Annotated in this window: 20 protein-coding genes and 1 rRNA gene; 6 read left to right on the top strand and 15 right to left on the bottom strand. The window is 67.6% G+C overall.

All coding sequences use genetic code 11. From position 1 onward, the window contains the following. Positions 1–164: 164 nt before the first annotated feature. From rrf to BLR03_RS06560, 3 genes are all read left to right on the top strand, one after another. A 5S ribosomal RNA gene (gene rrf / locus BLR03_RS06570) occupies positions 165–281 on the top strand. A 260-nt stretch (positions 282–541) separates the two neighbouring features. Beyond that, a complete protein-coding gene (locus BLR03_RS06565; RefSeq protein ID WP_091250977.1) occupies positions 542–1,390 on the top strand; it encodes an SDR family NAD(P)-dependent oxidoreductase in 849 nt (282 codons plus the stop codon). A gap of 96 nt (positions 1,391–1,486) precedes the next feature. Beyond that, entirely contained in the window at positions 1,487–1,798 is a 312-nt protein-coding gene (locus tag BLR03_RS06560) for an excalibur calcium-binding domain-containing protein (protein WP_254788208.1), read from the top strand. A 203-nt stretch (positions 1,799–2,001) separates the two neighbouring features. Here BLR03_RS06560 and BLR03_RS06555 read toward each other — a convergent pair whose 3' ends face one another. The 5 genes from BLR03_RS06555 to BLR03_RS06535 form a co-directional block, all read right to left on the bottom strand. After that, positions 2,002–3,858, bottom strand: a complete 1,857-nt coding sequence (locus BLR03_RS06555) for a sensor domain-containing protein (RefSeq protein ID WP_254788207.1) — start codon at positions 3,856–3,858, stop codon at positions 2,002–2,004. Between the two features lie 186 nt (positions 3,859–4,044). Continuing rightward, positions 4,045–6,300, bottom strand: a complete 2,256-nt coding sequence (locus BLR03_RS06550) for a sensor domain-containing protein (RefSeq protein ID WP_302846570.1) — start codon at positions 6,298–6,300, stop codon at positions 4,045–4,047. A 166-nt stretch (positions 6,301–6,466) separates the two neighbouring features. Beyond that, complete coding sequence (locus BLR03_RS06545) at positions 6,467–7,639, bottom strand: glycosyltransferase family 4 protein (protein WP_091250972.1); 1,173 nt, start codon at positions 7,637–7,639, stop codon at positions 6,467–6,469. A 430-nt stretch (positions 7,640–8,069) separates the two neighbouring features. Next, positions 8,070–8,309, bottom strand: a complete 240-nt coding sequence (locus tag BLR03_RS06540) for a hypothetical protein (protein WP_091250970.1) — start codon at positions 8,307–8,309, stop codon at positions 8,070–8,072. Positions 8,310–8,342: 33 nt separating this feature from the next. Further along, positions 8,343–9,779 (bottom strand): flotillin family protein, encoded by a 1,437-nt coding sequence (locus tag BLR03_RS06535; RefSeq protein WP_091250968.1) that lies wholly within the window; start codon positions 9,777–9,779, stop codon positions 8,343–8,345. Between the two features lie 303 nt (positions 9,780–10,082). On the opposite strand from BLR03_RS06535, the gene BLR03_RS06530 reads away from it, so the two are divergent. After that, complete coding sequence (locus BLR03_RS06530) at positions 10,083–11,462, top strand: phenylacetate--CoA ligase family protein (protein ID WP_091250966.1); 1,380 nt, start codon at positions 10,083–10,085, stop codon at positions 11,460–11,462. A gap of 12 nt (positions 11,463–11,474) precedes the next feature. Here BLR03_RS06530 and BLR03_RS06525 read toward each other — a convergent pair whose 3' ends face one another. From BLR03_RS06525 to BLR03_RS06480, 10 genes are all read right to left on the bottom strand, one after another. Further along, positions 11,475–12,410 carry an HNH endonuclease gene (locus tag BLR03_RS06525; RefSeq protein WP_091250964.1) on the bottom strand — a complete coding sequence of 312 codons (936 nt, stop codon included), beginning with the start codon at positions 12,408–12,410 and terminating at the stop codon, positions 11,475–11,477. Between the two features lie 54 nt (positions 12,411–12,464). Next, positions 12,465–13,679, bottom strand: a complete 1,215-nt coding sequence (locus BLR03_RS06520; protein WP_091250963.1) for a serine hydrolase domain-containing protein — start codon at positions 13,677–13,679, stop codon at positions 12,465–12,467. Positions 13,680–13,882: 203 nt separating this feature from the next. Beyond that, complete coding sequence (gene fdxA, locus BLR03_RS06515) at positions 13,883–14,212, bottom strand: ferredoxin (protein WP_091250961.1); 330 nt, start codon at positions 14,210–14,212, stop codon at positions 13,883–13,885. Between the two features lie 6 nt (positions 14,213–14,218). Next, on the bottom strand, positions 14,219–15,700 hold the full coding sequence (locus BLR03_RS06510) for an aldehyde dehydrogenase family protein (protein ID WP_091250959.1): 1,482 nt from the start codon (positions 15,698–15,700) through the stop codon (positions 14,219–14,221). 50 nt (positions 15,701–15,750) lie between these two features. Beyond that, a complete protein-coding gene (locus tag BLR03_RS06505) occupies positions 15,751–16,539 on the bottom strand; it encodes an SDR family oxidoreductase (RefSeq protein WP_091250957.1) in 789 nt (262 codons plus the stop codon). Next, positions 16,539–17,486, bottom strand: coding sequence for a dihydrodipicolinate synthase family protein (locus BLR03_RS06500; protein ID WP_091250955.1), 948 nt, complete (start codon positions 17,484–17,486; stop codon positions 16,539–16,541). The genes BLR03_RS06505 and BLR03_RS06500 overlap by 1 nt, the downstream gene beginning before the upstream one ends. 85 nt (positions 17,487–17,571) lie before the next feature. Beyond that, positions 17,572–18,378, bottom strand: coding sequence for an enoyl-CoA hydratase-related protein (locus tag BLR03_RS06495; RefSeq protein ID WP_091250954.1), 807 nt, complete (start codon positions 18,376–18,378; stop codon positions 17,572–17,574). Continuing rightward, on the bottom strand, positions 18,375–19,652 hold the full coding sequence (locus BLR03_RS06490) for a CaiB/BaiF CoA transferase family protein (protein ID WP_091250952.1): 1,278 nt from the start codon (positions 19,650–19,652) through the stop codon (positions 18,375–18,377). Before BLR03_RS06490 ends, BLR03_RS06495 begins: the two co-directional genes overlap by 4 nt. Next, a complete protein-coding gene (locus tag BLR03_RS06485; RefSeq protein WP_217639746.1) occupies positions 19,649–21,031 on the bottom strand; it encodes an FAD-dependent oxidoreductase in 1,383 nt (460 codons plus the stop codon). Before BLR03_RS06485 ends, BLR03_RS06490 begins: the two co-directional genes overlap by 4 nt. A gap of 236 nt (positions 21,032–21,267) precedes the next feature. Continuing rightward, a complete protein-coding gene (locus BLR03_RS06480) occupies positions 21,268–21,876 on the bottom strand; it encodes a helix-turn-helix domain-containing protein (protein WP_091250949.1) in 609 nt (202 codons plus the stop codon). Between the two features lie 644 nt (positions 21,877–22,520). On the opposite strand from BLR03_RS06480, the gene BLR03_RS06475 reads away from it, so the two are divergent. Together BLR03_RS06475 and BLR03_RS06470 are read left to right on the top strand one after the other, a co-directional pair. Beyond that, positions 22,521–23,825 carry an MFS transporter gene (locus tag BLR03_RS06475; protein ID WP_091250947.1) on the top strand — a complete coding sequence of 435 codons (1,305 nt, stop codon included), beginning with the start codon at positions 22,521–22,523 and terminating at the stop codon, positions 23,823–23,825. A 72-nt stretch (positions 23,826–23,897) separates the two neighbouring features. Next, positions 23,898–24,395 (top strand): cytidine/deoxycytidylate deaminase family protein, encoded by a 498-nt coding sequence (locus tag BLR03_RS06470; RefSeq protein WP_091250945.1) that lies wholly within the window; start codon positions 23,898–23,900, stop codon positions 24,393–24,395. Positions 24,396–24,543: the final 148 nt, after the last annotated feature.

Raw genomic sequence — 24,543 nt, 5'->3', positions numbered from 1 at the left:
TGTGGTTCCCAACCAACAAACCCGCACCCGCGGCACGTTGCAACAGGAACAAACCACAACAACATAAACAACACCACAACTGCACCAGCACCACCGGTGCAGCAGGTTGTAACCACAGATTTCCCCGCCACACCCCCCCGGGTGCAAGGCGGTGGAGCAAGGGTTACGGCGGTCATAGCGTGGGGGAAACGCCCGGTCCCATTCCGAACCCGGAAGCTAAGACCCACAGCGCCGATGGTACTGCACCCGGGAGGGTGTGGGAGAGTAGGTCACCGCCGGAACACTATTACAGGTCGAGGACCCCCAACACACGTTGGGGGTCCTCCCGCATTTAACCGGACTCCCACGGGCCACGACGCTCAGTCACTTCTGACAGGTCTGCGGGACGTGCGGGATCGTCGGGTATGGAACCGGGAAACTCCCAGCAGACTCCGGGGAAAGCCCCGGCTCCAGCGGAACGTTCTCCGAGTTGGGATCGTTAGAATGCGACGGGCTGGATTCCAAAAGACCAGCCAGCCGCTTTCGTTCTAAGGACACGTCAATGCCCGAGCGCACTATCGTCATCACCGGAGCCAGCGACGGCATCGGTGCCTCCGCCGCACGGACTTTCGCCCAGCAGGGAGACCGCGTGGTCGTCGTCGGGCGTTCCGCGGAGAAGACCGAGGCGATCGCAAAGGAAATCGGCGCCGACTTCTTTGTCAGCGACTTCGCCGAGCTCGCACAGGTACGCACCCTGGCCGCGCAGCTGAAAGAGAAGTACCCGCGGATCGACGTCCTGGCGAACAACGCCGGCGGCATTATGGGACCCCGAGAACTCACCGTGGACGGCCACGAGAAAACCTTTCAGGTGAACCACCTTGCCCCGTTCCTGCTCACCACCCGGCTGATCGACGTTCTCACCGCCAGCCAGGCCACCGTCATCAACACCTCGAGCGTGGCGAACTCAATCTTCGGCAAGCTGGACATCGACGACCTCGACGCGGCCCGGAGCTACTCCACCAACCGTGCCTACGGCAACGCCAAGCTCGCCAACATCCTCTTCACCACCGAGCTCCACAACCGCTACAACGCCGAGGGGATCTCGACGGCGGCCTTCCACCCGGGCGGCGTGGCCACCAATTTCGCGGCCGACTCCACGAGTCCCATGCGCTTCGCCTACAAGTCGTTCCTCAAACGCTTCATGCTGACCCCGGATCAGGGCGCGGACACCCTTGTGTGGCTCGCCAACGCCACCCCGGGCCACGACTGGATCTCGGGCACCTACTACGCCAAGCGGACGCTCTCCAAGGCCAACAAGCAGGCCTACGACGCCGGCCTGGCCAAGGCGCTGTGGCAGCGCAGCGAAGCGATGGTGGCCCGGGACAGCGACAAGCTGGACCCCCGGCAGTAAATCACCAGAGCGGAGCCTCACGGCAAACGGCGAAACCGTGGGGTAGCATCTTCCTGCCCCTCGCCGACACGCGGCCGAGGGCTTCTATTTGGGGGAGTGCTCTCTACCGTGCGCCTGAAGAAATTGCTTGTCTCGTCCCTGGCGGTAACCGCCGTCGTTCTGAGTGCCACGGCCGTGCCGGCATCCGCCGCGCCCGCGCCGAAGTCGTACAAGAACTGCACGGAGCTGAACAAGGTCTACCCGCACGGCGTCGGCCGCGCCGGCGCCCGGGACAAGACCAGCGGAAAGCCGGTCACCAACTTCCGCGTCAACAACACCGTCTACAGCTACAACGACGGCGGTGCGCGCCACTGGGGCGAGCACGACCTCGACCGTGACAACGACGGCATCGCCTGCGAAAAGCGCTAGAGCAGGGAGGCAGCCGGGACTCTGACTCCGAGGGAATCCTGACGCCGGCCCGGACCATTCAACGAAGTGACACGAACGGCCGCTAAGCCATGATGCTTAGCGGCCGTTCGCGTCCAATGGCGGAGTTCGGCGGAATCAACGCGCTCCGACCCGGCGACGCCCGGCGACGCCCGGCGAGGCCCGGCAACACGGCACACTTAGGGTCACCGCCCGGCGTCGACCTTGTCCAGGGCGGTGAGGGCACTCTCCATGGTCCCGGCGAGGTCGCTGGCCGGGGCCGGCTTCGCGAAGAGGTAGCCCTGCAGGGAGTCGCAGCCGCGGTCCATGAGGTACTTGGCCTGCGCCGGGGTCTCGATGCCTTCCGCCGTGACCTTCAGGCCCAGGGCGTGCGCGGCGTTGACCATGGTGCCGAAGAATGGGAGCTGTTCCTGTCCCGTCTTGATCATGGCCACGAAGGAACGGTCGATCTTGACCATGTCCAGGGGCAGTTCCCGGAGCCGGCCGAGCGTGGAGTATCCGGTGCCGAAGTCGTCCATGGCAATCCGGACGCCGGCCTCCCGCAGGTGACGCAGCTGGCCCAGCACGTCCGAGGACGCATCGAAGAACACGCTTTCGGTCAGTTCAAGCGTCAGCTGGTGCGGGTCGACGCCGGTGGATGCGGCAATGGCGAGCACGTCCGTGGCGAAGTCCCGGTGCTGGAACTGCAGGCCCGAGACGTTCACGGCCACGCAGTAGGCGGCGTCGCCGGCCAGCCAGGGCCGGATCTCGGCGCAGGCGCGGCGCAGGACCTCATCGCCGATCTCGCGGATGAGGCCGCTTTGCTCCGCGACGGGCAGGAACTGGTTGGGCGGCACCAGCCGGCCGTGCCGTTCCCACCGCGCGAACGCCTCGAACTGCACCACCGAGCCGATTCCGGGGGACACCACGGGCTGGTAGTGCACGGAGATCTGGCCGAGCTCGACGGCGCGGCGGAGCCCGGTCTCGCCGTCGGCCTTGTGGGCCGCGGTGTTCAGCATCTCCGGCCGGAACCGCAGCCAGTTGTCCTTGCCGGCGGCTTTGACCGCGGTCATGGCGGCGTCGGCCTGCCGCAGCAGTTCGGCCCCGTCCAGGGTGTGCGCCGACTTGGACGCCAGGCCCATGCTCACGCCGGGCCGGACCATGGTGCCGCCGACGCGCAGCGGCTGGTGAAGGGCCTCGGTGATCCGCTTGGCCACGGCGTCGGCGTTGAGGCATTCGGTCAGGAGCACCGCGAATTCGTCGCCGTCCAGCCGGGCCACGGTGTCATGCGGGCGGACGCAGTTGCGCAGCCTGCTCGCGACCTCCACCAGCAGCTCATCGGCCGCCGAGCGTCCCAGCATGTCGTTGAGGGCCTTGATGTCATCGATGTCCAGCAGCAGGACGTCCACGGGATCCGGGCGGCGCAGCGCCGCGGCGAGCCGCTCGTTGAAGAACGGACCGTTGGGGAGCGCCGTCAGCGGGTCGCGGAGGGACCCGGCCTTGAGTTCGTCGTCGTGTCCGACGAACGCCGCGGGAGCCGCCCCCGCCGCCCGTGCGGCGCCCGGAGCGCCCGGAGCGCCAGCAGCGCCCGCAGCACTAGGGGTACGACGGCGGAAGTCGCCGCTGAGCGAACTGCCGGCGCTGCCGTGGGACGCTCCGCCGTGGGTGGCTCCGGTATCCCGGCCGGTGCCTGCATTCCGGTGGCCGGCGTCGCGGACCGCAAGGGCGACGGAGGTTCCGGTGTCGGCCGCTGTTGCCGGCGCGGGGACCAGCGAGCACGTGATTTCGACCTGGAGTTCGGTGCCGTCGGCCCGGCGCCCGGAGCCGGCGAACGGAGCGTGGGGACTAGGGGCCGCGGCCAGCCCGGCCAGGACGCCGTGGAATTCCTCCCGGCAGGACTCGGCCAGGAGCAGGCTGTGGTCCGCTCCGAGAAGTTGCGCGCGGGGATAGCCGAAGAGCCGTTCCGCTGCCGTGTTGAGGAAGGAAATGGATCCGTCCGGGCCGACCAGCAGCAGGGCGTCCGGGCTGTACTCCAACAGTTGCTGTGCGAAACCGGCTTCCACGATGTTTGACTGCCCCCCAGGCGACGGAAGTTCATAGAGCGATGATGTTCCCGGCCAAGGTGCCAGGATCAATGCGTTTCACTGCATCATAGGGTCCTTCGGCCCAATGTCCAGTACATCTGTCCAGTACATTCCAGTACGTTGGTTCAGTTCATCCGTCTGGCACTTTGGACGGGTAATTCCCGGTCATCGGTGACCGGGGACCCGGTCGCCCCGCAGTGCGGCGATGGCCCCGGCCGCCTGCTCGAGTCCCTGCTGCAGCCCGGACTCCGGCTGCGGGCCCGAAAACAGGAAGCCCTGCAGGGAATCGCAACGCAGCTTCATCAGGTACTCGGCCTGCGCGGACGTTTCCACACCCTCGGCGGTGACGGTGAGTCCCAGGCCGTGGGCCATGCCGATCATGGCGTTGAGGATGGGCAGCTGTTCCGCGCCGGTGCGGATCATGGACACGAACGACTGATCGATCTTCAGCGTGTCCACCGGCAGGCCCTGAAGCCGCCCGAGCGAGGAGAACCCGGTGCCGAAGTCATCCAGCGCCACGCGGACGCCGGCCGTGCGCAGGTTCATGAGCTGGCGGATGACATGGCAGTCGTCGCCGAAGAACACGCTTTCCGTGACTTCCACGACCAGTTGGCGCGCGTCCACCCCGCAGGACTCCGCCACCGCCAGCACGAGTTCGGCAAAGTCCCCGTGCTGGAGCTGGACGCCGGAGACGTTCACGGCCAGGGACCGGGCGACGTCCTCATCCAGCCAGGGCTTGAGCTCGGTACAGCCGCGCAGCAGGACCTCGGTTCCGATCTCGACGATGAGGCCGCTGCGTTCCGCCGCCGGAATGAAATCCTTCGGCGAAACCAACACCCCGTCACGCACCCAGCGGGCCAGCGCCTCGACCTTGACCACGGCCCCGCGGTCCGCCGAGACGATCGGCTGGTAGTGCACGGCAATCTGCCCGTTGTCCACCGCCAGCCGCAGACCGGCCTCGAGATCGTTGCGGTCCACCAAGGCCTTCATCATCTCCGGCCGGAAGCGCATGTACCGGTTCTTGCCGGCGGCTTTGGCGGCATACATCGCGACGTCGGCACGGCGCAGGAGCTCGGAGGCGTCCACGGCGTCCTCGCTGATCGAGGCGAGCCCCAGGCTGAGGCTGGGCCGCAGCATGGTGCCATCAATCCACACGGGCACCCGCAGCGAGTCGACGATCCTGGCGGCGACGGCCTCGGGATCCAGCGAGCCGACCAGCAGCACCACGAATTCGTCGCCGCCCAGGCGGGCCACGACGTCGCTCGGCCGGACGCACGTCCGGAGCCGCCGCCCCACTTCAATGAGCATCTGGTCCCCGGCGTGGTGGCCCAGGATGTCATTGACCTCCTTGAAGTCGTCAAGGTCCAAAAGCAGGACGTCCACGGCGGTGCCGCACGGGCCTGCGAGGGCGCTGGCGAGGCTGTCGTTGAACTGCTGCCGGTTGGACAGGCCGGTCAATCCGTCCCGGAACGCCAGCGCCTTGAGCTGGGCGGACTGCTCGGCGAGGTCGGCCATGGCCCGGGCAATCCGGTCCTGGGCCACCTTGGCCGCGGTCACATCGCGGAAGCTCCACACGCGTCCGACCACGTGGTCCGCGACCTTCTGCGGGCGGGAATAGCGTTCAAACGTCCGGCCGTCGCGGAATTCCAGGACATCGTGGCTTTCGGCCGCGGGATCGGCGTAGAGGGCAACCACCTTTTCAATGAACTGGGCGGGATCCTTCAACTGGTCCAGGACGAAGTCTATGACGGCCCCATCGTCGCGGGTGGCCAGCAGCTCCCGCGGGATGCCCCACATGGTGACGAACTGGCTGTTGACGCCGGCGATTTCGCCCTCGCTGCTGACCACCAGGATGCCGTCGGCTGTGGATTCGAGCGTCGCGCTCAGCAGCGACATCGCCTCGCGGAGTCCGTCGTCGGTCTCCGGGCGGTGGGAGGTGTCGCGGATCGCGACGATCATGCTGGCCGTCCGGGCGTCTGCTTCTGCTTCGGCGTCGGTTCCGCCGGCGGCACCGGAGTGAGGCCCGGCATCGGTGACGACGAGGGAGCAGGCCACCTCGGCCTGGAACTCTGTGCCTTCCTGCCGCAGCCCGTATACCTCCATCGGAACGTGGGCGCCGGCACCGGCCGTGGCAGTCGCGGCAGTTTCGGCGTCTGCGGCGGCTGTGCTGTCCGCTTCACGGCGAAGGGTGAAGAACATCCGCTGGAACCCGTTCCTGAACCCCTCGGCCAGGAGCATGCGGTGGTCCAGACCCGCGAGCTCCCCGCGGGAGTACCCGAACATGCGCTCCGCGGCAGCATTGACCATCCTGATGGTGCCGTCCTCGGCCAGCACGAGCAGGGCGTCGGGGCAGGATTCCACCAGATCCCCGTACTGTGGGGCCTCGCCGGATGCTCCCTCCGAGTTCGACGGCGCCGTCACCCGGCCACCGCCGTGCACATCTGAGACCAATCAGTCATTTAGAACCCTCCCATCGGGAAATCATAGGCGTCCCGACGGTCCCGGAGGTGTCACCACGAGCGCAGGGCGGGTCCGGTCCCCGTTGGCCCCGCATCGATTCCTCGGGTTGCCCAATCACTAATGGTGCCTAAAACCCCTGTTTAGCAGCCTTAAGTGATAGGGCAACGAGGCGGGAGCGGCCGACGGCGGGTTCCCCGGTGACGGCCTTGTAATGGCCCACGAGCTCGGCCCCGAGGGCGGACCATGTCCTGCCTTGAACCGAGGCATGTGCGGCCTCGGCGAACGCGCGGCGCTTGGCGTCGTCGCCCATCAGGTCCATCACGCGGGCCCGGAGCCCGGCGAGGTCGCCGGGTTCGTAAAGCCAGCCGGTCCGCGAATTCTCCACGAGGTCCAGCGGGCCGCCCCGGCCGGTGGCCACCACCGGCACCCCGGAAGCCATGGCCTCCTGGATGGTCTGGCAGAAGGTCTCGAACTCGCCGGGGTGCACGAAGAGGTCGAAGGACGCCACCGCCCGGGCCAGTTCGTCGCCGCCGAGGAACCCGGTGAAGACAGCGTCCGGCAGGGCAGCTTCCAAGGCCGCCCGCTGCGGACCGTCGCCCACGATCACCAGCCGGGTCCCGGGGACATCCGCCAGCACCGCCAGGTCCTCCACTTGTTTCTCGGCCGCCAGCCGGCCGACGTAGCCGATCAGGCGCTCGCCGCCGGGGGCTACGGATGCCCGCCAGCCGGCGTCGCGCTTCTCCGGGGTGAACCGCTGCGTGTCCACGCCGCGCCGCCACATGTCCACGCGCGGAATGCCGCGGCCGCGGAGCTGGTTGAACGCGAAGGTGGAGGGGACCAGAGTGCGCGAGGCCAGCAGGTGGATGTGTTCCACACGGTTCCAGGCCCAGTTCTCCAGGAACGGGACGCCATAGCGCGAAGCGTAGCCGGGGACCTCGGTCTGGTAGATCGCGACGGTCGGAATGCCGAGCTGATAGGCGGCCTGTGCTGCTCGCCAGCCGAGCACGAACGGGGACGCGAGGTGGACGACGTCGGGCGCGTAGTCGGCAAGGATTCGCTTGACCCGATACACACCGCCCAACGCCACCCGCACATTCGCATAGCCGGCCAGCGGGACCGAGGGGAGCCGGTGCACGTGGGCGCCATAGACCTCGTCCGGGACGTCTGTGTCCTGCGTGGACGGCGCGATCACGAGCACCTCATCCCCGCGCTCCTGCAGATGCTCCAGCACGCGCAGGATGGAGTGGGTGACCCCGTTCATGAGCGGCAGGAATGATTCGGCGACGATTGCGATCCTCACTCCTCCACGGTGCGGGCGCCGCCTTGCGACCCGGGGGAGCGGGCGTTGCCGGCAGGGGAAGACTGGGTTAACAGGTGGGCACGGTCGCTAGGGCGCCGTGAGCCACGTCCCCGAAACATGAGCCAGGTCCCCGAAAAAGGACCGACAAAGGGACCCACGGCGGGAGCGCGCGCCTAGGAGGGCGTGAACCATCGAGGCCATGGGTTCTCGGCACACTCCGACTAAACGGCGGTGCCGGACGGCATGGCGGAAGGACGGGCTACAGCGGATCGGGCCAGTTGCCGACCGGGCCGCGGGCTTGCATGCCGGGACCACTTACGAACCTGGCAGCCGGTCCGAGACGCTCACGCATATTGCCTTCCATCTGAAATACCTCCAGAGGCGACGGAACTTCAGGATACGCCCGTCGCCTCCTAGCGTCCAGAGGCCGTCATTCTGGTTTGAGCACGTCCGGAAGTTCGTCCACAAAGACGGTCTGGGGCGGCTCAAAATAGATGACCAGGACCTGCTCGCCCACGGCGAAGACGCTGGTTTTGTCGAACGGGTGAGCGTGGAACGCGCTGGTTCCGCCGCGGACCGGCAGCATGACCTCGCCGATGGTGCCCGGGCCGATCCGTCCGGTGACGCGCCCAATCTTTCCGGTCAGGCTCCGGTCAACATCCTTATGCATCACAATCCCCGGATCCCTGGACGCATGCCGGCCCTACGCCTCCGGAGCCTTCCCGTCCCGTTTGTGGGCGTCCCGGCCGTTCTTGAGCGCGGTGGAGAGCGCCGGAAGGTAGTCGCCCACCTGTGCCAAAATCCCGCCGATCATCCGGTTGACCCCTTCGCCGCCGTTGAGCACGGTCATCTGGCCGACGTGCGCAAACGGCTCGGCTGCGGCCGCCACGATGGCCGGCATGTTTTCGGCGAGCTGCTGGGAGATGACGGCGTCCTGGTTGGTTCCGAGCGCCTCCGCACGGGCCTTGATGCCGTCAGCCTCGGCCAGCGCCTTGGCCTTGATCGCGGAGGCGGCGGCATCGCCGCGCGCCTTCGTGGCGGCGGCCTCGGCCTCGCCCGTGACCTTGGTGGCTCCGGCTGCTGCCGCCGCGGCGTTGGCGTTTGCCTGGGCCTGCAGCTCGGTCCGGCGCGCGTTGGCCTGGGCTTCGAGTTCGGTGCGCCGGGCCAGTGCCTCGGCGGCGCTGATGTCCGCGGCTTTCTGGCCTTCGGCATCGGTGCGCTTGGCGTAGGCCCTTGCGTCGGCGGGCTTGCGGACGGTGGTCTGGAGCTTCTGTTCCTCCCGGTCGGCCTCGAGCTTCGCCACCTCGGTTTCCTGGACCACCACCTGCTGGCGCGCCGAGGCATCGGCCAGCGGGCCGGCCTGGGCCGCGTTCGCTTTGGCCCGCTCGGCATTGGCCTGCGCCACGGACTGCCGGATCGCGGACAAACTCTGGGCGTCGGCGATCATGGCCTCGGCCTCTGCTTCCTTTTCTGCCGCCTCGCGGTTCCGGGTGGCCTCCGCGATGCGGGCCTCCATCTTGACCATGGCGATGTGCGGCTTGGCGATGTTCTGGATGTAGCCGGTGGGGTCCTGGAGGTCCTTGATCTGCAGCGAGTCGACCACAAGCCCCAGCTTCTCCATTTCGACGCCGCTGGCGCTGCGGACCTGGGAGGCCAGCTTGTCGCGCTCGCGGATGATTTCCTCGACCGTCATGCTGCCGATGATGGAGCGAAGATGGCCTTCAAAGACGTTGTAGACCTGGCTTTCCATCTTGGGCTGCTGGCCCAGGAAGCGCCGTGCGGCGTTGGCGATGAACGGCGGGGCATCCCCGATCTTGTAGATGACCACGCCGTCAACAATGACCTGGATGCCCTGGGAGGTCACACAGGAGACCTTGAGCTCGGTTTCATTCAGCGTCAGGGACAGCGGCCGCACGGTCTGGAGCCCTGGGAGCACCAGGGCCCCCTTGCCGGTGACTATCTTGAAGTCCATGCCCTCCCGGGTTTCCAGCGTGCCGCGCGTCAGCCCGGAGATGATGAGGGCCTCGTTCGGTTCAGCCACCTTCCACATCAGTTTTGTGGCCACCCAGATGACGCCGATGACCACGACCGCCCCGAGGATGATCGAAATGAGCGGGTAGAAAGCTGACAAGTCCTGCATTACCAGGTCCCTTCACGGTGGTGGAAAAGGTATAAAGCAAAGCCCAAACGATGCTGCTGGTAGTCCCCGGCTGGCCCGGATGCGGGAATCAAGACGCCGCCTAGCCAGCTGTTGTACACAGTCTGTGGTGCTACCTGCCGGTAAGTCCAGCAATTCGGCCATACCGGCGTCCGGGCGGTGACGAAAGCCCCTGTTGGGGCGGCCGCCGCCGTGCCAGCGTGGAATAGCGTGTAATCGTGGGAGAGCGTGTAATCGTGGGAGAGCGGGCGGCAGGTGTGCCGGGCCGTGAAAGGGTGATGGGTGATGCGCGTCCGAGCCGGGATGACCGGGATCGCATGGGACATCTGGCGGGCCGGGCATGCCAGCCAGGACGCGATCGCCCGCCGGCAGCGGGAACGGCTCGCCGTGCTCGTTGACCACGCACGAGCCGCCTCGCCCTTCTACCGCAAGCTGTACCGGGACGTCCCGGAGACGGTCACGGATTTGCGGGAGCTGCCTCCGGTGGGCAAGCGCGAGCTCATGGAAAACTTCGATGACTGGGTGACCGACCCCCACATCACCCTCGCCGGTCTCAGGGCCGACCTCCTTGGCGATCCCTCGCGCGTCGGCGGCTTCTACCGCGGGCAGTACCTCGTCCTGACGACGTCGGGGTCCACGGGGGAGCCCGCCGTGCTGGTCCATGACCGGAACTCCTGGCTGGTGGCGAATCTCCTGGCCCGGAGTCGCGAACGGCGGACGGGTGTGTCGGCTGCGGAGGCACGGGCCTTCGTGCGCCGGGGGCTCCGGGCTGCGGCGCTGGTCGCAGACGGGGACCACTTTGCGGGCGTCGTCCTGACGGAAACCGCGCGGCGCCGCAGTCCCCGGATCGCGCGCCGGGTCCGGGTGTTCTCCGTGCTCCGGCCGCTCCCGGAACTCGTGGCGGAGCTCAACGAGTTTCAGCCGACTGTGCTCTACGGATATCCGAGCGCCATGCTGCAACTGGCCGCAGAGCAAAAGGCGGGACGGCTCAGAATCCAGCCAATCCTGGCTGTCGCTTCCGGGGAAAGCTTGGCGGCCACCGGCGCGGCCGAGATTGAAGCGGCTCTCGGCTGCCGTGCCACCGTGCATTACCTTGCTTCGGAGGCGCTGGCCCTGACCAACCGGTGCCGGCTGGGGCAGTTCCACGTCAACGCGGACTGGTACATCGTGGAGCCCGTGGACAAGGCGTTCCAACCCGTTCCGGCCGGCGAACTCTCCTATACGGTGTTGGTCACCAGCCTGGCCAACCGGGTCCAGCCCCTCATCCGCTACAACCTGGGCGACCGGGTGCAGATGATTGCAGGCCAGTGTGCGTGCGGCAGCCCGTTTCCCGCGCTTCGAGTCGAAGGCCGCAGCGGGGACGTGCTGACGTTTGCTGCCGCGGACGGAGGAACGGTGACGGTGCTGCCTCTGGCGCTGGGCACGGTGATCGAGGAAACTGCCGGCGTGCGCCGCTTCCAGGCGATCCGCACCGGGTTGCGGCAGTTGACAGTGCGGCTCGAGATCTGGCCGGAGGTCACGACGGCGGCCGTGCGGGCAGCGGCCGAGGAACGGTTGAGTGCGTTCTTCGCCGCCCAGGGCGCCGACGGCGTGGAGGTCCGGTTTGCCGATGAGCCGCCCCGGCCGGACCGTAGCGGCAAGTTCCGCGAGGTGTGGTCCGCCTGAGAGGTGTTACTGCTAATGCTGGTCGAGGATCCGCCGGGCGTCCTGCTGGGCTTGGAGCTCTGTCGCGGTGAGCGTCTGTCCGGCCAGGTAGCCCGCGTCGGCCACGATCCGGCGCAGCTCCGCGACCGTGCGCGGCGTCCGCACCCCGTGGTGTGCCATGGCGTGGCAGTTGGCGCAGAGCGGCACGAGGTCCGTGACGGGATCCAGTTCGTAGTTGTTGCCCAGCTGCGACGCCGGGACCAGGTGGTGGACCGGGGTGAAGTCCTTGCCGAGCTCCCCATAGGCAATTTCAAACGAGAACCCGCACACGGCGCAGCTGGTTCCGTGGTCGGCGATACAAACCCGCTGCGCGTCCGCGCTGTGTTCGTACCTGTTCACCTCTACCCGGCTGACTATTGCCGCCGGGACGGTGCCGGGAACAATCTGGGTAGGATCAGCCGCTGCCTGCGGACCGAATTCGCTCCAGAGTCCCCGGAGCAAGGGCTCGGCAGACGGATCTATGGCCAGGCCGGAGTCGTGCAGAGCCTCCCAGTCGATGCCCGGCACGGCGTCCGTGAGGGTCTCGAACGGGATCTGGTCTCCGGCGGCCAGGAGGGAATCAAAGGCCACTCGGACGTAGCGCCGGGAAGCCGCTGGCGCGGCGTCCCCGGCGCCGGATGTTTGGGCCGCGGATGTTTGACTGTCCGGTGCTTCCCCGCTGTGTGTTTGAAAGTCGGGGGCCGGAAAGTGGGTGGCCGGTCGCTCCGAGACGATGACGCCGTGGCCGATCAGGCCGCGCCCGTGACGCCCCTGGAGCACGAGCCACGCCTCCGCGCCGGACGTGGCGTCCCCGTTCCCGACCTCCCAGCTGGCCAGGAACCAGCCTGTGTCCCCGACTTCTTCCAGGACCGCCGGGTAGGTCCAGTTGTTCCATTCGTCGGGGTTCCAGACGAGGATGATCGCGCTCATGTGCCCATTGTCGCAGTGCCAATCGTCGCAGTGCCCGCCACACCTCGCGCAAACTCACCCCGGACTGCCGGCAGCAACCTTGACGCCCTCGGACGGCGCGGCCGGGCAGGTGGCGTTGAGGGTGTCCTCGGCGATGGCTTCCATCTCGCGCAGGATACGGGTGGCCCCGGACTGGAGCGGTTGCGGCGGGTAAGCCACGGCCATGGCGAGCTGCCGGGTGCCGTCCGCGCTGGTCATGGCGATGGTGCCGTAGCCGGGCACGTCGCCGGGATGGCCGTAGTAGAAGTCGTTGGTGCAGAGGTCGTTCCAGCGCACGACGCCGAGGCCGTACCGGGCATATAGCGGGCTCTGCATCTGCGTGATCGTGTCGGCCTTGAGCAGCCGGTCCTGCAGCAGGGCGCGGTAGAACGCATTCACGTCCGCCATGGAGGACACCATGCCGCCGGCGGAGTTGTCTATCTGTGCCGCGGGATAGGTGACGTCGAGCCGTTTGCGGTCCAGCGTGATGTAGCCGTGGACCATATCCGAGGGCGGAAGTCCGGCCGCCGTCATCAGGGTTCCGGTCAGGCCCAGCGGCTCGATGATGTCGGTGCGGATCACTTCGCCGATCGGCCGGCCCCGCAGGCGTTCGACGATCAGCGCCAGGGCAATGTAGTTCGAGTTGGAGTACTCAAATCCCTGGGCCAGCTTTGCCTGCCAGGTGATCCGGCCCGCCATGGCCAGCAGGTCCGCCAGGCTCACCCTCGTGGTCAGCGCCTGCTGCACGGTGGCCGGATCGTACAGCGGGCCGTCCACGGACGGCATGCCGGAGCGATGCTGCAGCAGTTGGCGGACGGTCACGGGGCCCGGCGGGTGCATGACCTGGTCGAACTCCGGCAGGTACGTGCTGACCGGGGCGTCCAGCTGGAGCACGCCCTCCTCGGCCAGCTTGAGCACGGACACCGCCACCATGGACTTGGTGATGCCGCCGATGTGGACAGGGTCCGTGATTTCAGTCCGGGAGCCGCTGTCCAGGTTGCGGACGCCGTACGCCGCGGACCAGTCGTCGGCCCCCACGCGGAGCTGGATGAGCACCGCGGGGGCGCCGTCGTCGAGCATTCTCTTGCTGAACTCTTCGAGCATGGTCCGGGAGACGGGATCGGACGATGAGGGCGGCTGCGCCGGCGGTTGCGGCCCGGGACTGCACCCGCCCAGGGCGGCCGTGAGCACGACGGCGACGATTTCGGCCGTGAGCCGGAAGGATGATGCGCGAATCCAGGCCACCGACATGGCGGGTCCTTTGTGCAGGTCGAGTTTTCAGTCGGGGCAGGAGGATGCCCCTGGCCGAGCACAGTCCTGACTCTTGTGATGGTCCTCAGCCGTGTCCCGGGCGACTAGAGCCATAAGTCACGGGCACACGTCAACGGCCGCCAGCAGTCCCAAAAGCAGGACTGCTGGCGGCCGTTGTCGGCAAGCGGTGCACCGGGAAGCGGTCAGCCAGTAACGCCGGCGGTCACGGGCGCGGCCGCCACGACGGGGTGGTCGCGGTGCAGGTTCCCGAGGGCCGAGGCGCCCTGCGGTGATCCCAGCTCGTCGAAGAACTCGACGTTGGCCCGCACGTAGTCGGCCCACTCATCCGGGACGTCGTCCGCGTAGTAGATGGCCTCCACCGGGCACACAGGATCGCAGGCGCCGCAGTCCACGCATTCGGACGGGTGGACATATAGCGAGCGTTCGCCCTCGTAGATGCAGTCCACCGGGCATTCCTCGATGCACGCCTTGTCCTTCACATCCACACAGGGCTGCGCGATCACATAGGTCATTGCCGGCTACACACCCGTGTAGACGGTTTTGCCCCACGTGAAGAAGTCCAGGGCGGACTTCCCCTGTTCGCGGAACGTGTTGGTGGAGGAGTCCTTGACGCCGCCGAACGGCACATTGAGGTCCAGGCCCGCCGTCGGTCGGTTGACCTTGATGACGCCGGCTTGGGCGCGGGCAGCGAAGTCGGTGGCGAACGCCAGGGAATCGGTGCAGATGCCGGCGGTGAGGCCGTAGCGGGAATCGTTGATCGCGGCGAGGCCGGCCTCATAGTCGGGGACCTCGAGGACGGCCACGACGGGACCGAAGATCTCCTCGGTGACGGCGGCGTCGTCGAAGGCGAGGTCGGTGAGGACGGCGGCCGGGAACAGGAAGCCAGCGTCCGTGCCGCCGTCGTACTCGCCGTGCAGCAGCGTGGCGCCGCGTTCGACGGCCGTGCGAACCGCCGCCTGGTTCTGTTCGAACTGCTGGCGGCTCACGACGGCGCCCATCCCGGCACTGTCCAGGCCGTCGCCGGGGGTGTAGTCGGCGGCTTCCTCGACGAGGGCTGTGAGGAAGGCGGAGCGGATGCCCGGGGTGACGTAGACGCGGGAGGTCGCGGTGCAGGCCTGGCCGGTGAGCCCGAACGCGCCGGCGGCAACGACCTTGGCTGCCTTGCGCGGGTCGGAGTCGTCCAGGACCAGCACGCCGTTCTTGCCGCCCATTTCCAGCTGGACCCGGGCGCGGCGGGCGTTCAGGATCTCCTGCAGGCCCAGGCCCACCGCGGTGGAACCGGTGAAGGACATCCCGGCGATGCGGGGGTCGCGGGCCAGGGCGTCGCCCACCACGCGGCCCTTGCCATGGACCACGTTGAACACGCCCGCCGGCAGCCCGGCGTCCTGCAGGGCTCGGGCCAGGTGCGTGGCGGAGAGCGGGGTGAGTTCGGCGGGCTTGATGACCACGGCGTTGCCGCTGATCAGTCCCGGGGCGGACTTCCAGGCCGGGATGGCGATGGGGAAGTTCCACGGCGTGATGAGCCCGACGACGCCGAGGGGCTCGCGGCGGGTGGTGATGGTGGTGTCCGGCAGGCCGCTGGGCAGGACTTCGCCGGTGGCGGCCCAGCCGAGCGAGCCGAAGAAGCGCAGCACGTCGGAGGCGCGTTTGACCTCGCCCTTGGCTTCGGCGAGGGTCTTGCCTTCCTCGCGGACGAGGTCCGCGGCGATGGCGGCCTGGCGTTCGAGCAGGAGGTCGCCGGCGGCCATGAGGATGGCGCCGCGGGCCGGGGCGGGCAGGGCGGCCCAGGCCGGCTGGGCGGCGGCGGCAGCGGTGATGGCGGCGTCGACGTCGGCCGCGGTGCCGCTGGGGGAGAAGGCCGCGGGCTCGCCGGGGCGGGCGGGGTTCGTGCGTTCGGTGTCCGCCTCGCCGAGCCATTCGCCGTTGATGAGGTGCCGGGCGGTGATGAGCCCGCGGTCGGTCTCGGTGGAGGTGGAGAGGTCTGTTGCCGTGGAAGTCATGGGGTTCCTTCGGGTCGTGGGGAAGATGAGGGGGCGGACGTCAGGTGCGGCTAGAGGCTGCGGATCAGGCCGCCGTCGCAGCGCAGGGCGACGCCGGTGATGTACGACGCCGGGGCGCTGCAGAGGAACGCGGCGGCGGCGCCGAATTCCTCGGGTTCGCCGTACCGGCGGGCGGGGATGGTCTTGCGGGATTCGAGCTGGATTTCCTCGGCCGTGGTGCCGCGGCGCTTGGCGGCGGCCTGGTCCAGTTCCGCGACCCGGTCCGTGGCGATGCGTCCGGGCAGGAGCATGTTGACGGTGACGGCGTCCAGCGCGACCTCGGCGGCGAGGGTCTTGAGGTACCCGGCCAGGGCCGCACGGCCGGTGTTGGACACGGCCAGGTTGGGCAGGGGCGCCACGACCCCGCTTGAGCCGACGGCGAGGATCCGTCCCCAGCGCCGGTCCCGCATGCCCGGCAGGATGTGCGAGACCAGGGCGTGCTGCGGTTTGACGAGCAGCTCGAACGCGGCGGCGATGTCGTCGGCGCCGAGCGTGGACGCGGCTCCGGGCTTCGGGCCGGGACCGTTGAGCACGAGGATGTCGATGGGGCCGAGTTCCGCGACGGTCTGTTCGACGGCGGCGGCCACGCCTTCGGCCGTGCTGAGGTCCGCTTCGATGGCGACGGCGCCGGGCCCGTAGGCGTCCGTCAGTTCGGCAACGATTTCCTTGGCGCGGACCTGGCGCCGGCCGGTGACGGCCACCCGAACGCCTTCGGCCGCCAGGGCCCGGGCGATGGCAAGGCCCAGGCCGCCGGTGGAGGCGGCCACGAAGGCGGTCTTTCCGCTGATTCCGAGATCCATTAGTGGCTCCTTGCCATGGTGAGGGCTTCTGTTGCCAGCGCCGACGATGCAGCGGAGGCCAGGGCATCGGCGGCCTCGGCGAGGTGGGCCAGCAGGGCCGGCCGGAGGACTTCCGGGAACGGCGACGCCGGAGCCCGGACGCCGGCGTCGGAGATGAGTCCGCGCCGGTGCAGGCATTCCTTGCGGACGGCCAGGGCGATCCTGGCCTGCTGCTCGAAGTTGATCAGCGGCAGGTAGGGAAGCAGCGACTCCCGCGCCGCTTCATACCCTTCGTTCTGCCACGCCCGCACGCAGGCGATGAGCGCCTCGGGGTAGGAGAACCCGGTCATGGCCCCGGCCGCGCCGGCCAGGAGCTCGTCCAGCAGCCCCTGTCCGCCGAGGCCGCCGAACACGGACACGGTGAGGGCGGCCGTCAGCTGCCCGATGGCCACGGACGTGGGCGGGGCCTCGGCCTTGACCGCGATGATGAAGCTGCAGGCCTGCACCACGGTGATCAGCGACTGCGTGGTGATACTGACGCCGCTGGCCAGCGGGTAGTCCTGCAGCACCACCTTGGCGCCGGTGGCCCGGTGGATGGCGTCCAGATGCCGGATCACCGTGTCCGCCCGCGCCGAGTTGGCCTGGACCATGACGGCGGCCAGGCGCTCGCCGGCGACGGCCTGGGCGGCGAGGATTTCCTCGATGGCCGGCCGGGTGGCCAGCGCCGTCACCCCCACCACGAGCGGCAGGCCGGTGCATTCGACGGCGGTTTCCAGGACCTGGGCGCGTTCGGCCGTGGTGAGCGCGGCGGCTTCGCCGAAGACGCCCAGGACGGTCAGGCCGGTGGCGCCGATGGCTTCGTAGCGTTCCACGAGGCCGGCCAGGCTGTCCAGGTCCACGTCCAGGCTGCTGCCCTGGAACGGTGTGGCGACGACGCCCCAGACTCCGGGTGTCAGTGACTCCCGCATGGGATTCTCCTTAATTCGTTGTCATGTGTTCGTTGTCCTGCGAGTTGCTGCATCGCTGGTGGCTGCAGTTCTCATGGCTGAAGCTCTAATGTCCGGGCCAGACCGGCGGGCGCTTTTCCTGGAAGGCACACACGCCCTCGGCGGAGTCCTCGCTGTCCAGAGCTGCCATGAGGGCCGGCAGCCGGAGGCCGCGGGCTTCGGCGGCGGTCAGGTGCCCTGTCCGGGTGACCATCTGCTTGACGGCCCGCACGGAGGTGGGGGCGCAGGCGAGGATCTGGTCCACCCAGCGCTGCACCGCGGCGTCGAGTTCGTCCGCGGGGACCACCTCGTTGACCAGGCCCATGGCCTGCATTTCCGCGGCCTCGGCCTTCCGACCGGTCAGGAGCATGCCCATCGCCTGGGTGTAGGGGATGCGGCGCACCAGCTGGTGGATGCCGCCGTCGAGCGCCAACCGCCCGACGCGCGGTTCCGTCAGCCCGAAGCGTGCCGTGTCCGCGGCGATCACGATGTCCGCGCCCAGCACGATCTCCATGCCGCCGCCGAGCGCGTAGCCGTTCACCTGGGCAATCACGGGGATGTCCAGGCTGGTGCGCAGGCTGAGGCCGCCGAAGCCGTTCGGATCCAGGCCGGCCCAGTATTGCAGGCCGGTCTTGTCCACGGCGGAGGCGGACATGTCCGCGCCGACGCAGAACGCCCGGGTCCCGGCGCCGGTGATGACGACGGCGCGGACGTCGGGATCGGCTTCCAGTTGGTCCCAGATCTCGTTGAGCCGGGCCTGGGCACGGCCGTCGACGGCGTTGAGCACGTGCTGGCGGTCGATCACCACGGTGGCGACATGGTTCTCGATGGTCAGGGTGACCTCGTCGATGAGGGTTTCGGTCGCGGCGGTCACCGGAGCACCCCCAGCTGCTGCAGGCGTTCGATGGTTTCGGCGTCGAAGCCGTTTTCCAGCAGGACCTCCACGTTGTGCTCGCCGAGCCGCGGGGCCACCCGGCGGATGGTCGGCGGGGTGGCGGAGAGCCGGATGGGCGCGTTGAGCATTTTCACGGTGCCGACGCCGGGGTGTTCGGCCTCGACGATCATGCCGTTGGCGTGCGTCTGTGCGTCGGCGAGGGTCTGTTCCAGGGTGTGCACGGGGGCGTTGAGCAGTCCTTTGTCCTCGAGCTTGCCGGTCCAGTATCCGGTGGTGTTGGTGGCGATGCGCTCGCGGAACATCGCCTGCAGCGCCGGCTTGTGCTTGAACTGCTGCTCCAGGGTCGCGAACTCGGGCCGTTGCGTGAGGTCCTCGTCCAGGCCGAGCGCCTCCGAGATGCGGGCCAGCGGGTCGGGGGTGAAGCCGCCCACCATGCAGACGGCGCCGTCGGTGGTTTCAAAGACGCCGCTCAGCGGCATCGCGCCCCAGTTGACCTCGTAGCCGCGGTTGAGCTGCATGCAGGCCTCCTGCATCTGCAGGTGCAGCATGGAGTCGTACATGGTCACCTCCACCTTCTGGCCGACGCCGGCGGATTCCCGGGTGCGCAGTGCCAGCAGGATGCCCTGCATGAGGTGCATGCCGGTGATGTAGTCACACAGCGTGGTGGGGTAGATCGAGGGCTTCATGTCCTCCGACTCGCGCCGCCACATCACGCCCGAGTACGCCTGCGCGATCGCGTCCTGGCCGCCCTTGTGTGAGTACGGACCGACCGGGCCGAAGCCCGTGCCGGAGGCCCAGATGATGCCCGGGTTCTGCTCCTTGAGGTCCTCGTAGCCGAAGCCCATCCGCTCCATGACGCCGGAGCGGAAGTTGCTGACCACCACGTCGGCGTCGGCCAGCAGCCGGCGGAGCACGGCTTTGCCCTCGTCGGTGCGGGTGTCCACGGAGACGCTGCGCTTGTTGCGGTTGATGGACAAGAAGATCGGGTTGTCCTGGCCGTCCTTGTCCGGGAAGGAGTTGCGGGAGATGTCCCCGGCGCCCGGGCGCTCCACCTTGATGATGTCCGCGCCGTAGTCGCCCAGGAGCTGGGTGCAGGACGGGCCCATGAAAACCTGGGTGAAGTCCACGATCTTGACGCCGTCCAGCGGCAGCGGGGTGCCGGCGCTTTCTGCCGTTGTTCCGGGCTCGGCGGCGGGGGCCGCCGCCGTGCCGTCTGTTGTACCCGACAACAGGTCTTCGATGACGGTGCTCATGCCCCCACCACCGCGTCCGCGTCCAGGGTGGCGTTCGACGACGGGACGTCGCCCGGGTCCGCGCCGTGCCGGCGCATGCCCTGTTGGATGTCCAGGGCCGAGACGTCGCGGACGAGGGTGCCGTTCTGGATGGCGAGGGCGGCGGCGACGCCGACGGCCTGGCCCATGGCCATGCAGGGCGGGATCTCGCGGGACATCTTCTGCGCCTCGGGGGTGGCGGAGTAGTGGCGTCCGGCGACGAGCAGCTGGTCCACTTCCTTGGGCAGCAGCGAGCGGTAAGGGTAGTAGTAGTCGCGGCCGCGGGCCACGGTGTCCGCGAAGTGACGACGGGAGGTGACATCGTCCTTGGTCATGACGTACTCGCCCTCGAGCAGACGGGTCTGCCGGACGCCCATCTGGGACGCGACGTCGAGCATGTAGCAGTTCTCGAAGCCGGGGAGGTGGGCGCGGACGTAGTCCACGGCCTCGGTGATCCGGTCCCGTGCGGCGAACTCAGCGGCGGTCATGTCCGCCGGGTCCACGCCGTCGTACCCGGTCATGTGGGGTGCGTTGCACCAGACGACGCCGTCGATGGGGGTCTTGAGCCACCACAGTTCCCAGGCGCCGCCGAGGAGCCGCTTGATGGTGCGGTTGATGGCGCGGGCCTCTTTGGGGTTGGCCTGTTCGAAGGCCTCTGCTGCGGCGGTGTCGACGTTGCCGAGGCGGAAGACGAGCGTGGTGAGGTAGCTGTCCTTGACGTAGCTGGCGCCGGCCCGGGAGGCGACGTCGATGTCGCCGGTGGTGTCGATCACGATGTCCGCCATGAAGGCCTGCGGGCCGGACTTGGTCTCGCAGATGACGCCCTTCATGACGCCGTTGTCCACGATGGGGCGGGAGAACCAGGAGTGCAGGCGGAGGTTGACGCCGGCTTCGCGGACGAGGTCGTTGGAGACGCGCTTCCAGCCGTCAGGGTCGAACGCCGCGGCGTAGCAGACCGGCTTGGGGGTGGTGTGGGAGTGGAAGTCGAAGGTGCCGTAACGGCCCCATTTGTTCCACAGTTCCTCGGAGGTCTTGCGGTCATCGGCCGGCGGCACGATGGCCAGTCCGAGTTTCTGGAGCCGTTCGACGTATTCGGAGACGATGCCGGTGACGGTGATTTCCTGGCCGTTGATCATGTCATCGAGCACCAGGACCATGCCGCCGGAGGCGAGCCCGCCAAGGGAGGAGTAGCGCTCCAGCAGGGTGACGGAGGCGCCGGAGCGGGCCGCGGTGACGGCGGCGGCCACACCGGCGGGTCCTCCGCCGACCACGAGGACATCGGAGCGGGAGATGACGGGGGCCGTGAGGTCGTGCGTGGTGGTGCTGAGTTCCAGCGACGACATGGCTGTAGACGGGTTCATGGGAATCCTTACTTTTCCGGCAGAAGCGCCGTGGGAACGGCAGCCGGTGAGGTAGAAGACGGTGCTCAGGAGGAGGGCGCGGCGACGCTGACCGCGAATTCGACCCGGCAGAGGGTATGACGCAGCGCGGCCCGTTGCGGGCCTTGTTGCGGGGTGTGGAAAAGGTTCCGGCGGACACCGCGGTATAGAAGAGGCGTCCGGACCGGAGAACGGCGACGGCGGCTAGGGCCGGCCGATCACCACGCGTGAGGTGCGTTAACCCAGATCGCTACGCATACCTCTTCGTAGCTGTTCTTGTACCAGTGAGGCGTATCCGAGGAGAAGGTGATCGAATCGCCTTCTTCGAGGGTGTAGCACTCACCGTCCAGGAAGATGTCTTTCCGGCCGGAGAGGATGATGCCGAATTCCTCGCCGCTGTGCCGGAACGGAGTGGCACTGGTGTCGTGGCCTGGCGGACTCACGATCCACTGGGCCTCCAACGCACCGTTGAGGTCGGGGGTGAGCAGTTCATAGACCGCCTCACCCACAGACTTCTTGGTAACGCCTTTGAGATTTCGCCGTTCGCCCTTGCGGACCACCGGGGACCTGGTCTCTTCCTGTCCAAGGAAGAACTTCCCTACAGGGATGTCCAGACCGTGGGCCAGCTGCGCCAGGGTGGTGAAAGACGGATTGGCCAGGCCGCGTTCGATCTGGCTAACGATCGCCGGGCTGAGGCCAGTGATTTCCGAGAGCTTCGCAAGGGTCATCCCTTTGTCTTTGCGCATGTTGCGGACCTTGTTGCCTACAGTGGCAAGCAGGACGCTCGTGCCGGCGGGGGATGATCCCGTGACGCTCTCATTGGTCATGGTCCGACTTTCTCTTGGTGAGCTGACACACACAACTATAGTGAAAAACTTTAGCGAATCAATGGTTTTGTGAAAATTCTTGCGGCGTCCGCCTCGGGTCCGGGCCGCCCCGGGCCCCGACTGGGTCGACCTCCCGCCCGACCTGGGGAGGTATCCCGCCCGACCTCTCGCCCAGCCCGGCGTATTCCCGCCCGCATCCGCGGTGACGACGCCGGACTTCTCCGAAACCATTGACTCCGTGAAGATCTTCAATATAGTTGTGTGAGCCGCAACACTTTGGGATTGACGCTACGAACAGGAACTGGGTGCGAAAACCTTCTGGCGGAAGGTGCAACCAACCCGCGTTCCGGTTCGTGTCCCTTAGCAATAAGGCAGGTATATCTGCCAAGCCATCCGCAGCACGTGATGTTGGCCCGCCGGCAGGGACACGTTCCCTGCTGCCGGGCCGGATGGCCCGTTTGCATTCAAGCGCTACGAAGAGGCACGCGTAGCTATCTGGGCTAACTCACCTCCCATGGGGTGACCCGGTCCCGCCCTGCGGACCAAGCCAACCGATAGTTTCGATTACCGCGACCCCGTCAGGGGTGCCCGCCGGTGATCCGTACCCTCCCGCGCCCCGAAGGTGCGGGGGAAGGAAAAGTATCATGACTGATACCGTCGACAAGATTGACGCGGGGAGCGGGCGGAAGTCCCGCCTCTCTCCGGAAATCCGCCGAGGGCTGCTGGGCCTCGGACTAGGGAACACCCTGGAGTGGTACGACTGGATGGTCTTTGGCCTTCTGTCGGCATTCATCGGGCCAAAGTTCTTCCCGTCGCATGATCCCGTTGCCGCAACGCTGAGTGCCCTGGCAGTCTTCGCCGTCGGCTTCGCCTTCCGGCCGCTCGGCGGCATCCTGCTCGGTACTCTGGCTGACAGGATCGGACGACGGCGGGTCATGCTCTGGTCCATCATGATGATGGCAGTCACCACCCTGATCATTGCCGTGTCTCCGACCTACGACGAGATTGGCGGCGCCGCCGGCTTGATCCTGCTGGTCTGCCGCATCATCCAGGGCATCTCCACCGGCATTGAAGCCCCGCTGTCCACGGCCCACGCCGTCGAACTCGTCCCCGAAGGGCGCGAGGGCTTCGTCGCCGGCGTCATCTCCTTCTTCGTCAACTCCGGCATCCTGCTCGCCTCGCTTGTCTGCTACCTGGCGAGCCTGCTGCTCAGCGGAGCCGTCATGTCCGACTGGGGGTGGCGCGTCCCGTTCTTCGTGGGCGCTGTCTTCGGCTTCGTGGTGGTCTACCTGCGCCGCACCCTTCCCGAAACCATGAAGCCCGAGGAACTGGCGGACAACTCCGCGAAGGCTGTCTGGGGCGGGGTGCGCAAGCACTGGCTCAGCGTGCTGGCCATTACGTTCGTCGTCGGCGCCGCGCAGGCGTACAACTACGCCTGGAACACCGGTCTCCCGACGGCGGCCCGCAGCAGCTTCAAGGAGGACGCGACCGCCGTCTTCGCACTCACCACCATCCTGGGGGCCGTCTTGGTCGTCGGAAGCCTCGTCATTGGCCGGCTCGTCGACGGCAAGTCGATTTCCAAGTGGTTCCTGATCACCCGTGCGCTGTCCATCCCGTCCGTCTTCCTGATGCTGATGTACGTCCGGCCCGGCATCGGCGGCTTCGCGGCCGTCCTCCTCGGCGGCTCCATCGTGCTGGTCCTGAACATGACCCTGTACAACGTGGTCACCAGCTCCCTCATGCCGAAGACGTGCCGCGGTGCCGGAACTGCCCTTGGCTACGGACTGGGCGTCGCCCTCTTCGGCGGCACCGCCTCCTATCTGCTGGTCTGGCTCCAGTCCCTGAACGCGTCCTGGATCTTCCCCGTGTACGTCGCCGTACTGTCGGCGCTCAGCATCGTCTTCTATCTGCTCGCCCGTCGGAAGAACGGCATCTTCATCGGACGGTAGGACCCCAGGAAAGTAGGACCCTGGAAAGTAAGACGCTGGAAAGTAAGACCACAGGAAGGTAGAAACGCGCTCATGGACCCCAGTCGCCCGGTCCGCCGCAGCGGTGAGGAAGACGTCGTCTCCTTCGACCTCAGCGTCTCAGACGTGGAGCTCTACGAGGCAGCGCGCCGGCTGTTGTTCACTGCCCATCACACCGAGAACCACCGAGTGGCTGCCGCCATGCGCGGTGAGTCCGGGGCTATCTACCTCGGACTGCACATCGGCTCGAAACGTCTCAACGTGTGCGCCGAATCCAGTGCCCTCGCCAATGCCCGCATGGCGCAGGAGCCATCCATCCACTCCGTGGTTGCCGTCAGCATGGACGGAGATGGAGAGCCCCAGGTCACGAACCCCTGCGGGCTGTGCCGGGAACTGCTGCGCACCTACGGATCCGAAACTTCCGTCCTGATCGATGCCGAGGGCGACGTGGGAAAGATCCGCATCAAGGATCTGCTGCCCTATCCCTGGATGCGGGCCGCGGAAACGGAATGGGACACCCGCCCGCCCCGTATGGAGGAAAGCGTCAGCTAGCCCACCCACCCAACTGACTCGCAGCTGGGGCCGTTTTGAGCCCTCATAACGGCCCCAGCTGCGAGTCAGTTGGGTGCGGGCAAAAGGAAGCTGGTGCAGCCGCCGCGTTTCCGCTAAACCACTGCACCAGCAGGTAGTACGAATTTTT

The sequence above is a fragment of the Arthrobacter sp. ok909 genome (assembly GCF_900104405.1).
Lineage (GTDB): Bacteria > Actinomycetota > Actinomycetes > Actinomycetales > Micrococcaceae > Arthrobacter > Arthrobacter humicola.
Note: the sequence above shows the minus strand (reverse complement) of the source record. Positions and strands in the feature narration are given on the sequence as shown.

What these genes read in the sequence shown, in the direction of transcription:
- BLR03_RS06565 (WP_091250977.1), top strand. Translation starts at nt 542, where the DNA reads ATGCCCGAGCGCACTATCGTCATCACCGGAGCCAGCGACGGCATCGGT.
- BLR03_RS06540 (WP_091250970.1), bottom strand. Translation starts at nt 8,309, where the DNA reads ATGCATAAGGATGTTGACCGGAGCCTGACCGGAAAGATTGGGCGCGTC.
- BLR03_RS06535 (WP_091250968.1), bottom strand. Translation starts at nt 9,779, where the DNA reads ATGCAGGACTTGTCAGCTTTCTACCCGCTCATTTCGATCATCCTCGGG.
- BLR03_RS06530 (WP_091250966.1), top strand. Translation starts at nt 10,083, where the DNA reads ATGCGCGTCCGAGCCGGGATGACCGGGATCGCATGGGACATCTGGCGG.
- BLR03_RS06525 (WP_091250964.1), bottom strand. Translation starts at nt 12,410, where the DNA reads ATGAGCGCGATCATCCTCGTCTGGAACCCCGACGAATGGAACAACTGG.
- BLR03_RS06520 (WP_091250963.1), bottom strand. Translation starts at nt 13,679, where the DNA reads ATGTCGGTGGCCTGGATTCGCGCATCATCCTTCCGGCTCACGGCCGAA.
- fdxA (WP_091250961.1), bottom strand. Translation starts at nt 14,212, where the DNA reads ATGACCTATGTGATCGCGCAGCCCTGTGTGGATGTGAAGGACAAGGCG.
- BLR03_RS06510 (WP_091250959.1), bottom strand. Translation starts at nt 15,700, where the DNA reads ATGACTTCCACGGCAACAGACCTCTCCACCTCCACCGAGACCGACCGC.
- BLR03_RS06505 (WP_091250957.1), bottom strand. Translation starts at nt 16,539, where the DNA reads ATGGATCTCGGAATCAGCGGAAAGACCGCCTTCGTGGCCGCCTCCACC.
- BLR03_RS06500 (WP_091250955.1), bottom strand. Translation starts at nt 17,486, where the DNA reads ATGCGGGAGTCACTGACACCCGGAGTCTGGGGCGTCGTCGCCACACCG.
- BLR03_RS06490 (WP_091250952.1), bottom strand. Translation starts at nt 19,652, where the DNA reads ATGAGCACCGTCATCGAAGACCTGTTGTCGGGTACAACAGACGGCACG.
- BLR03_RS06485 (WP_217639746.1), bottom strand. Translation starts at nt 21,031, where the DNA reads ATGAACCCGTCTACAGCCATGTCGTCGCTGGAACTCAGCACCACCACG.
- BLR03_RS06480 (WP_091250949.1), bottom strand. Translation starts at nt 21,876, where the DNA reads ATGACCAATGAGAGCGTCACGGGATCATCCCCCGCCGGCACGAGCGTC.
- BLR03_RS06475 (WP_091250947.1), top strand. Translation starts at nt 22,521, where the DNA reads ATGACTGATACCGTCGACAAGATTGACGCGGGGAGCGGGCGGAAGTCC.
- BLR03_RS06470 (WP_091250945.1), top strand. Translation starts at nt 23,898, where the DNA reads ATGGACCCCAGTCGCCCGGTCCGCCGCAGCGGTGAGGAAGACGTCGTC.